This window comes from Bacillus sp. NEAU-Y102 (assembly GCF_054788175.1).
Genome location: NZ_JBTWFK010000008.1, coordinates 227,144 through 235,946 on the forward strand (window position 1 = coordinate 227,144; position 8,803 = coordinate 235,946).

An 8,803-nucleotide genomic window follows, 5' to 3' on the forward strand; every position below is an offset into this window, starting at 1 on the left:
TTTAATTAAAACCTACAACATTCTCAAACAATATCCATATATTATCTTGATTTCTCTCTAAATATATAGTTTGTCTCAGAGCGCTATACTGCGCTCTTTTTATTTAAATCCCAATTTTTAAAGTTCGATTTTATGATTTACGTTATACACATGCTCCGCTACTTTTGAAACAAGGTATACATCTAGAACACTTCAGTCATAAAGATATGTTCATAACATTAAATCGCTATTCACATGTTTTGCCTGGAATGCAGGAGGATGCTGTTAAAATATGTAGTGAAAGACCATTAGAATAATAATATTTTCAAATATAAAAAAATGCGGTTTCTCCTCTCAAGAGAAACCGCAACATATCAATGCTTTTACTATATTTTAAACTGACTCGTATACAAATCAAAATAGAATCCTTTATCTTCCATGAGAGATTCATGATTCCCTCTTTCTAAAATATTTCCATCTTTTATAACAAGGATTTGATCTGCCTTTTCAATTGTTTTAAGTCGATGAGCGATCACAAAACTTGTGCGACCTCTCATTAAATTATTTAGTCCTGCTTGTATTTGTAATTCTGTTCTTGTGTCAATATTAGATGTCGCTTCGTCGAGAATTAATATATCTGCATCTGCTAAAATTGCTCGTGCAATCGCAAGAAGTTGTTTTTGTCCTTGACTTAAATTCGATCCTTCTGAAGCAATTTCTGTTTCATATTGATTTGGCAAATGCTTAATAAAAGAATGTGCAGATGCTGCCTTAGCTGCAGTGATGACTTCTTCATCACTAGCATCTAAGCGTCCATAACGGATATTATCCATAATCGAGCCTGCAAATAAATACGTATCCTGTAAAACTACTCCTATTTTACTTCGTAAAGAATTAATATCATAATCTTTTATATCTTTTCCATCAATATGAATTTGTCCTTGCTGTATATCGTAAAAACGAGTTAACAAATTAATGATTGTTGTTTTCCCTGATCCAGTCGGACCAACTAAAGCAATTGTCTCTCCTGGCTGCGCTTTAAGACTTACTTCTTTTAAAATCGTTTTATTTTCTGCGTAGCCAAATGAAACATTCTCAAGTACAACATGCCCTTGTAAATTTTGTACAACAAATGCGTCTTTTTTATTTTGAATTTCTGGTACCTCATCCATAATCTCAAAAACACGTTCTCCACCAGCAACTGCTGCTTGAATTGTATTCATTAAAGTCGCAAATTGACTTAACGGTCTTGAGAATTGACGAGAATAATTAATAAAAGCCGCAATAACACCTACTGTTGTCATTCCGTTTAAGACCATAACTGATCCAGTCCCAATGACAAGCCCCATACCTAAGTTATTAATAAAGTTCATACTTGGAAAAATAAAAGCTGAAAATGTATCAGCCTTCGTAGCTGAAACTCTTAGCTGTTCATTAATTTTATTGAAATTTTGTACAGTTTCTTTTTCTTTTCCGTACAACGTTGTAACATCCGCACCTGTAATTGCTTCCTCAATAAATCCATTTAATTCACCTAAATCTTTTTGACGCTTCGCAAAGTTTTTACCACTATATGCAACTAGTTTTTTTGTAACGTAAAACATAATAGGTACTGTAATTAAAGTTACAATTGCTAAAATCCAATTTAAGGCGAACATCGCAATCGTTACACCTATAAAAGTTAACGCTGATGAAATAATTTGTACAACACTTTGTGTCAAAGCTTGGTTCAAATTATCTATATCATTTGTCACACGGCTCATTAAATCACCTTGAGAACGTACATCAAAGAACCGTAAAGAAAGCGTTTGGATTTTCTCAAAAATATCTTGTCGTATTTTTTGAATTGTTTTTAATGCAACGTTAATCATGACAAACGTTTGTAACCATGTTAAAAGTACCGTTACACCATAAATCGCGATAAGTAACATACACATTCTTGCTGTACCACTTAAATCTTTCGGTACAATATATTGATCTATAATGACTCCCATAAAATATGGACCTAATAATCCAAGTAATGTAGTAACAACTACTAGAAATATAACAAACATAAGAGCAGCTTTTTGATAGCCCATATAATTCCATATCCGCATTACAGTTCCTTGAGCATTTTTAGCTTTTCCCATCTTTGGCGTGTTTCTTCTACCTTTATTAGCAAATTGTCCTTGAAAATTACGCATGTTCTTCCCCACCTTCTTTATACAAATTACCACCTTGGGAAAGATAAATTTCCTGATAAACCTCACTTTGTTCTAACAATTGTTCATGTGTACCATTACCAACTAATTCACCATTATCTAATACAAGTATTTTATCCGCATCCATTATGGAAGAAATTTTGGACGCAATTAATAAAGTCGTTGTGCCTTTATATTTTGTTTTTAAAGCTGTTTGAATAGTAGCCTCTGATTTCGCATCAACTGCTGATGTAGAATCATCTAATATTAGAATCGGTGGTTTTCTCACAAGTGCTCTTGCAATTGATACACGTTGTTTTTGTCCACCTGATAGATTTGTTGCACCTTGTGTTAAATTATATTGATAAGATTCTTCCAGCTTATTGATAAACTCAGTCGCACAAGCTGATGCAGTTGCTACTTCCAGCTCATCGTGTGTTGCATCTTCTTTACCATAACGTAAATTCTCTTCTATACTACCTGAGAACAACAACGCCTTCTGAGGTACAAAGCCTATTGAAGCACGGAGTTTTTGCAAATCATATGTTTTAACATCTATTCCATCTATACATATTTCACCTTGCTCCACATCATATAGACGTGGTAACAGTTTCGCTAAGGTTGATTTACCACTTCCAGTCGATCCAATAATCCCTACTTTTTCACCTTTTTGTATGCTAAACGAAATATCTTTTAAAACATATTCATTATTTTTCGTATAGCTATAACTAACATTTTTAAATTCTATATTCCCCTCGATTTTCTCAGGTTCAATCGCATTCGCTTCGCTTATAATATCAACTTCAGTATTTAACACTTGCTTTACACGATCCGCAGATGGAAAAGCTCGCGCAATTTGAATAAATACCATGCTAATCGACATAAGTGACATTAAAATGATATTCAAGTAATTAATAAATGCCAAAATCGCTCCTACTTGAAGTGTTCCACTGAATACTTTTTCTCCACCAATCCATAATGTTGCAACAATCCCGCCACTTACAACTAGCATAATGATTGGCATCATTAGAGAAATAAGTTGCACAGCTCGAATATTTATCTTCGTTAAATTTGTATTTACATTTCCAAATTGAGCGATTTCATATTTTTGTCTTACATACGCTTTTATAACACGCACACCAGATAAATTTTCTTGTAACTTTGTATTCACTTTATCTAATGCCTCTTGCACCTTTTTAAATGTACCACTTGCTTTACTTGCAATTAAAATAATTGCAAGTAATAAAATTGGAACAACTACAAGTAATATTGGAAATAACTCTCGCGCTGTTACAAAAACAATAATTATACTTCCGATAAATAACAGTGGGCCACGAACGAGAACACGTAATGTCATCGTCATTGCAGATTGAATAGAAGTGATATCATTCGTCACAATCGTTAATAATTTACCTGTTCCAAATGAATCACGATTATTACTAGAAAATGTTTCTATTTTCGCAAACACATCTTTTCTTATGTCTGTAGCGAAATTAACAGCTGCTTTTGTAGAATACATCATACACCCAAGCCCTCCAACTAAACCGAGTGCTGCTGCCCCTATCATAAGAAGCCCCATTTTTATTACATAATTTAAATCCCGATTTGCAATCCCAACATCAATGATATGTTGCATAATAGTCGGTTGAATTAAGTCCATCGCAACCTCAAGTACCATAAATAGCGGTCCAATAATAGCGAAGAACATGTATGGTTTTAAATAATGTAATAACTTACGAAATGATTTCATACATAATCTCCTTTTCCCATGAAATTACCACTGAATAATTCATATCCCTCCTTATTTAAGCGATATATTTTGTAATTTCTTCATTACTTCTATTATATTATGTAAATTAATATTTAACATTATTAAATGATAAGCATTAATGACTTTCTGGTCAATAAATGTGCTTTATATTATGTAAATACAAAAACCGCATTCTTACTGAAAAGAATACGGTTTTTCATCTATATTTCTTCAATTGTAAAATTTAAAAACTCAGTCTCAAATCCCTTATTTTTAGAAGGACCACACGTGTAAAAACCTATTTTAATAGGCTCATTCCCTATATCCTCCATTAAATGAGTGATTCTTATTTGTTCCCATTGATGGCTCTTTTTCACATATATTGTATAATCACCACGTTTTCGAATAATTCGAAAACGAATTTGTTGCTTAGCTTCTTCAGTTGGATAATCTTGCGTTGACCAGTCAGAATATCCATTATTCGTTACGACAGCACCTAAGTGAGATGGCCCTTCAGGGATATATTCTAAAGATGTTTTTAGCCAACAGTTCTCCGAAATCATAACAAAAAGACCTGCTTGATCGAATTTTGAATTTGGATTCATACGTAACTGAACTTCAGCTTGAAAGTCTGTCATCATCTCATTATAAAATACATGACCATTCATTACTTCAAAACCATAATGTGTTTTAAGCCAAAAATCAGTTTCTGCTTTCGAACGGACAATAAACGCATGATTGTCATTAATCTTATAGTATTCAGGTACATTCATTATAGTGAGTTGCTCAATACGTTCTGGTATATACGATATATAAAGCATTTATATAGACATTTAAAACTCCGCTAATACTGGGAATTTATAACCTTTAAAATCTAACTCTTTATCACTTCGAACCATTAAATACTTACTAGACTGTAATTCTGTAAACTGTACATCCTCAATCCCTAATTGATCTGGAGAAAAATAAAATTCGATTTCCGTAAACCTTTCATTGATTTCTCCACATATTTCATCTAAAACCGGAAGTACTGGCGCAAATACTCCAAATAATTTCAACTTTTCATTGTCTACTTCATAAACGATTAAAGCATCTAGTTTCTCTGAATAATACAATTTCTCATTCCATTCCGAGTCATACATATTCAAATAAAATGAAGGACGGAAGTTTAAAGTTGAAAAATTATTTGAAAGTCTTTGGCCACTATCAATAGTTTCATGTATTAACTGTCTATTCTCTACATTATAGTAATCTAATTTTTTAAGTAGTGAATCGTTATTATTGTTTTTATCGTATGGTATAGTCATCAAATATTCCTGCACAACTTTAAATCCAAACGCTGTATATAGTTCAGGTTTTTCCGTAAACAATAATGTACATTCACATTTCTTATCGATTTCTTCTATCATTTTACCCATTAATTGTTTCATTAGCCCTTGTCTACGGAAATTAGGATGTGTCATTACTGATTGAATACCCGCCGCATTTATTTTTTCTCCATTAATTAATAATGGGAGTGAAAATGCCGCAACATTTGCAATCACTTTATCTTCTTGTAAAAATGATAAAGCTTTATATGTATCATCCCAATACCCTTTATCCGAAAAATCATTCAATGTTTGAGTTGTAATTTCAAACACTTCTTCAAATAAAGGAAATAACTGCTCTCTTTTCGGTTCTTCTATTAGAAGACTTGCCATTTTTTCAACATTCCCCATGTTGTACCTCCAAATGTTAAATTCCATTAAATTAGATATACTTATATGACCTACTCTTAAAAATAGAGGTCTTACCAATCAATATACTATCATAAAACATAAAAAAAAAGTCTAATTAATTTTATGTTTTGACTATTTGAAAATAAGTCGAATAAAACAATATTAAGATTTTTGGATATTAATTAGTTTATTATATAAAAATAGCGCTTTCTAATTAGCTTTTACTAATAGAAATACACTATTTATAATAAAATATTTTTAGTCTTTTATCCCTTCAAGTCTTTCCTTCGTATTAATTTCTTCTCCACTTATACGCTTTTCAAAAGACTTTCTCCAACTACTTGAAAGTGCATTTACTTCTAATATCCTTTTTATCCCTTCAATATTTTGTTTTTCCTTGTGCATGATACGGTTAGCAAACGCTACTGAAACACCTTTTGGATCAGACTGTAGTCTTTTTAATGTATCGACTGATGATACCCATCCTTCTTTTAATACGCGAAAATAGAATCCTGTATATCCTGTTTCTTGAAAATATAGTGGTAACTTTGGAATATTATATTTTTTTGCTAATTTAAAACAAGGTTGCCTTGGTTGTGTTACCTGTACGATTGCCTGTCCTAGCTCAAACGTATCACCAATACAAACATCCTCTTCGCGCATACCACTAACTGTTATATTTTCTCCAAAAGCCCCATATACAAGATCTTGATTCAATTCTTGTTCCCAGTATGGATAGTGATCACCAGTATAAACACAAACTGCTTTATCTACTCCTCCATGATGAACTAAGTCCGCCTGTCCATCTCCATTAAACTTTACAAAGGATAAATATACCGGTTCCTTTACTTGTTTCTTATTTATGCCTGTATGAATTACTTTTCCGCCGTATGTAACCTCTTTTGGTAATCCTATATTTAAAGATAATAATCGATATTCATTAGCCATTCTATTTCCTCCTTTAAAGGTGTTACATGTATTTTCTCTCGATTAATTTTTACAATCCTCTCTGCTATATAAAGATGATTATAAAACCTCTAAAATCATTGTTCAATTCAATTATTTATATAATAATGATAGGTATAACCTATTATTATACTTGAGGTGATTTCAATCGAATTACGACAACTTGAATACTTTTTAGCTGTTTCAAAAGAATTACATTTCACAAAAGCAGCTGAGAAATTAAATATTTCACAGCCTTCACTAAGTCAACAAATACGTGCATTAGAGCATGAAGTAGGAATGCCACTTTTCGATCGAATTGGTAAAAAAATATCTTTAACTGAAGCAGGGAAGATTTTATTATCACATTGTAAAACCATTTTTCATGAAGTCGAACAAGCTCGTTCAGCCCTTCAAGACCTAAACGGATTACAGCAAGGTTCCTTAACAATAGGGGCTTTGTTAACCGTCGTAAATTATTTACTACCACCAGCTATTTTAAATTTCAATAATTTATATCCCAATATAGAGCTTTCTGTATTAGGGCTTCGTACAGGAGATATTCGTGAAAAATTATTACAAAACGAACTAGATATCGGCATTACATTTCTCCCGGTGCAAGATAAAGAAATTATCTCCATCCCTCTATACAAAAGCGACCTTACATTGGTCGTGCCAACTGGTCATCGATTAGCTAAACGTAATCATGTATCTATTACTGAACTACAGAACTACCCTTTAATTCTTTTACCTAAAAATTTCTTTTTAACCGAACTAATTACATCTCATTGTCAAAAATTCAACTTTAGACCAAGACCAATTTTAGAAATTAGTACGATGGAATCTTTAATCCAAATGGTTTCTAAAGGAATGGGAATTACAGTGTTACCACAACCATATATAGACTTTTTACAAAATAAAAACATTCAAGCTATTAAAATAGAAAACCCTACTCCAATAATTGAAGTGAACCCCGAAAACGGGACACCAATCAAAACACCTAAACCACTTGTTCCCTAAATTCTTTAGGGGATAGGTGGTTTAATTTTTCTTGAATTCGCACACAATTGTAGTAATGAATGTATTCTAGCACAATCTTTCGCACAGTTGTGTTGGATACTTTTGTTATCTTTTGTGAATAGAAAGCTTCACTTTTTAAATGACCAAAGAAGCTTTCCATGACGGCATTATCATGGCAATTTCCTCTCCGGGACATGCTGGTGATCATGCCGTTTTCTTTGGCATACGCTTGAAATTCTTTTGCTGTATAAATACTTCCTTGATCCGAGTGAAGAAGGACATCTTTTACTTTTCGCCCTCTCATTGCTTGTTTCAATGTTTTCATCGCTAATGTCAGTGTTTGTGATTCGCTGATGACACAACTAATAATTTCACGATTAAAGGCATCCATGATCGTTGATAAATACAAGGTACGCTCTCCAAATAAGAGATACGTCACATCCGTAAACCACTTTTCATTTGGTTTGGATGCATCGAATTGGCGCTCCAATCGATGAGGGGCTACCATTGGTTCCGCACCATTGATATATTTCTTTTTCTTTCGACGCACTTTTGAAAGAATATGATTTTGTCTCATGATTCGTAATACTTTTTTATGATTGACACACAGTCCCATTTTTCGAAGAGTAGCGGTCACTCTTCGATATCCATACCGGAATTTATGCCTAAGACAGACGTCCTTTACTTTTTCTTCTATATCATCTTTCAGATCTTCCGTTCGTTGTAACCAACGATAAAATGTAGAACGGGGTAATTCTAATACGTTACACAAGTCTTTTACCGTTATTTTTGTTTGTACATTTCTCCATAAAGTAACTACAGTTTCTGGTTTCAGCCCCTTTCGATTTCCAGATACTTTCCCCATACAAGTAATTTTGTTTTTAGATGTTTATTTTCTAAACGTAGCTGTTCTAATTCACTGAGCTCTTTTGGTCCTTTTCCATAAGAATATTGTTTTCCTACAGGTTGTTGAAAACGGTACGTTTGATCGGTACGATACCACTTCATCCACGTCTTAATTTGGGAAACATTTTTAATTCCAAGCTTCTCCATAATTGTCCAATTGGAATATCCATCCTTTTTCATTTCAATCACTTTCCACTTTACTTCTTCTGGGTAATGAACTCTTGTCTTCAAACGAAAAACACCTCCAATGAATTTGCATACTTAGTATGCGAATTCAGGAGGTGTTTTTTTCATGTACCACTATT

General features: G+C 32.8%; 6 protein-coding genes and 1 pseudogene. 1 reads left to right on the forward strand and 6 read right to left on the reverse strand.

Annotated elements, in window-relative coordinates:
* Window positions 1-365 precede the first annotated feature (365 nt).
* The 5 genes from ACYFX0_RS21690 to ACYFX0_RS21710 all read right to left on the reverse strand — a co-directional run bounded on the left by ACYFX0_RS21690 (window position 366) and on the right by ACYFX0_RS21710 (window position 6,575).
* Window positions 366-2,162: an ABC transporter ATP-binding protein gene (locus ACYFX0_RS21690; RefSeq protein WP_086391118.1), complete on the reverse strand. Its 1,797-nt coding sequence runs from the start codon at window positions 2,160-2,162 to the stop codon at window positions 366-368.
* Window positions 2,155-3,909 carry an ABC transporter ATP-binding protein gene (locus ACYFX0_RS21695; protein ID WP_460271955.1) on the reverse strand — a complete coding sequence of 585 codons (1,755 nt, stop codon included), beginning with the start codon at window positions 3,907-3,909 and terminating at the stop codon, window positions 2,155-2,157. The genes ACYFX0_RS21690 and ACYFX0_RS21695 overlap by 8 nt, the downstream gene beginning before the upstream one ends.
* Window positions 3,910-4,130: 221 nt before the next feature.
* Window positions 4,131-4,730 (reverse strand): DUF1349 domain-containing protein, encoded by a 600-nt coding sequence (locus tag ACYFX0_RS21700; protein ID WP_098829827.1) that lies wholly within the window; start codon window positions 4,728-4,730, stop codon window positions 4,131-4,133.
* A gap of 12 nt (window positions 4,731-4,742) precedes the next feature.
* Window positions 4,743-5,627: a GNAT family N-acetyltransferase gene (locus ACYFX0_RS21705; protein ID WP_000528682.1), complete on the reverse strand. Its 885-nt coding sequence runs from the start codon at window positions 5,625-5,627 to the stop codon at window positions 4,743-4,745.
* A gap of 258 nt (window positions 5,628-5,885) precedes the next feature.
* Entirely contained in the window at window positions 5,886-6,575 is a 690-nt protein-coding gene (locus tag ACYFX0_RS21710; protein WP_001263005.1) for an MOSC domain-containing protein, read from the reverse strand.
* A gap of 156 nt (window positions 6,576-6,731) precedes the next feature.
* Here ACYFX0_RS21710 and ACYFX0_RS21715 point away from each other — a divergent pair.
* Window positions 6,732-7,541 (forward strand): annotated as a pseudogene (locus ACYFX0_RS21715) (LysR family transcriptional regulator); the annotation flags it as partial.
* Window positions 7,542-7,572: 31 nt separating this feature from the next.
* Here ACYFX0_RS21715 and ACYFX0_RS21720 read toward each other — a convergent pair.
* A protein-coding gene (locus tag ACYFX0_RS21720; protein WP_097826534.1) for an IS3-like element ISBt2 family transposase occupies window positions 7,573-8,729 on the reverse strand; the annotation gives its coding sequence in 2 pieces (ribosomal slippage) (window positions 7,573-8,477 and window positions 8,477-8,729; 1,158 coding nt in all).
* Window positions 8,730-8,803 lie beyond the last annotated feature (74 nt).

Excerpts from the sequence above, each read along its gene's own strand:
- ACYFX0_RS21700 (WP_098829827.1), bottom strand. The coding sequence starts at position 4,730 with ATGCTTTATATATCGTATATACCAGAACGTATTGAGCAACTCACTATA.
- ACYFX0_RS21710 (WP_001263005.1), bottom strand. The coding sequence starts at position 6,575 with ATGGCTAATGAATATCGATTATTATCTTTAAATATAGGATTACCAAAA.
- ACYFX0_RS21705 (WP_000528682.1), bottom strand. The coding sequence starts at position 5,627 with ATGGGGAATGTTGAAAAAATGGCAAGTCTTCTAATAGAAGAACCGAAA.
- ACYFX0_RS21690 (WP_086391118.1), bottom strand. The coding sequence starts at position 2,162 with ATGCGTAATTTTCAAGGACAATTTGCTAATAAAGGTAGAAGAAACACG.
- ACYFX0_RS21695 (WP_460271955.1), bottom strand. The coding sequence starts at position 3,909 with ATGAAATCATTTCGTAAGTTATTACATTATTTAAAACCATACATGTTC.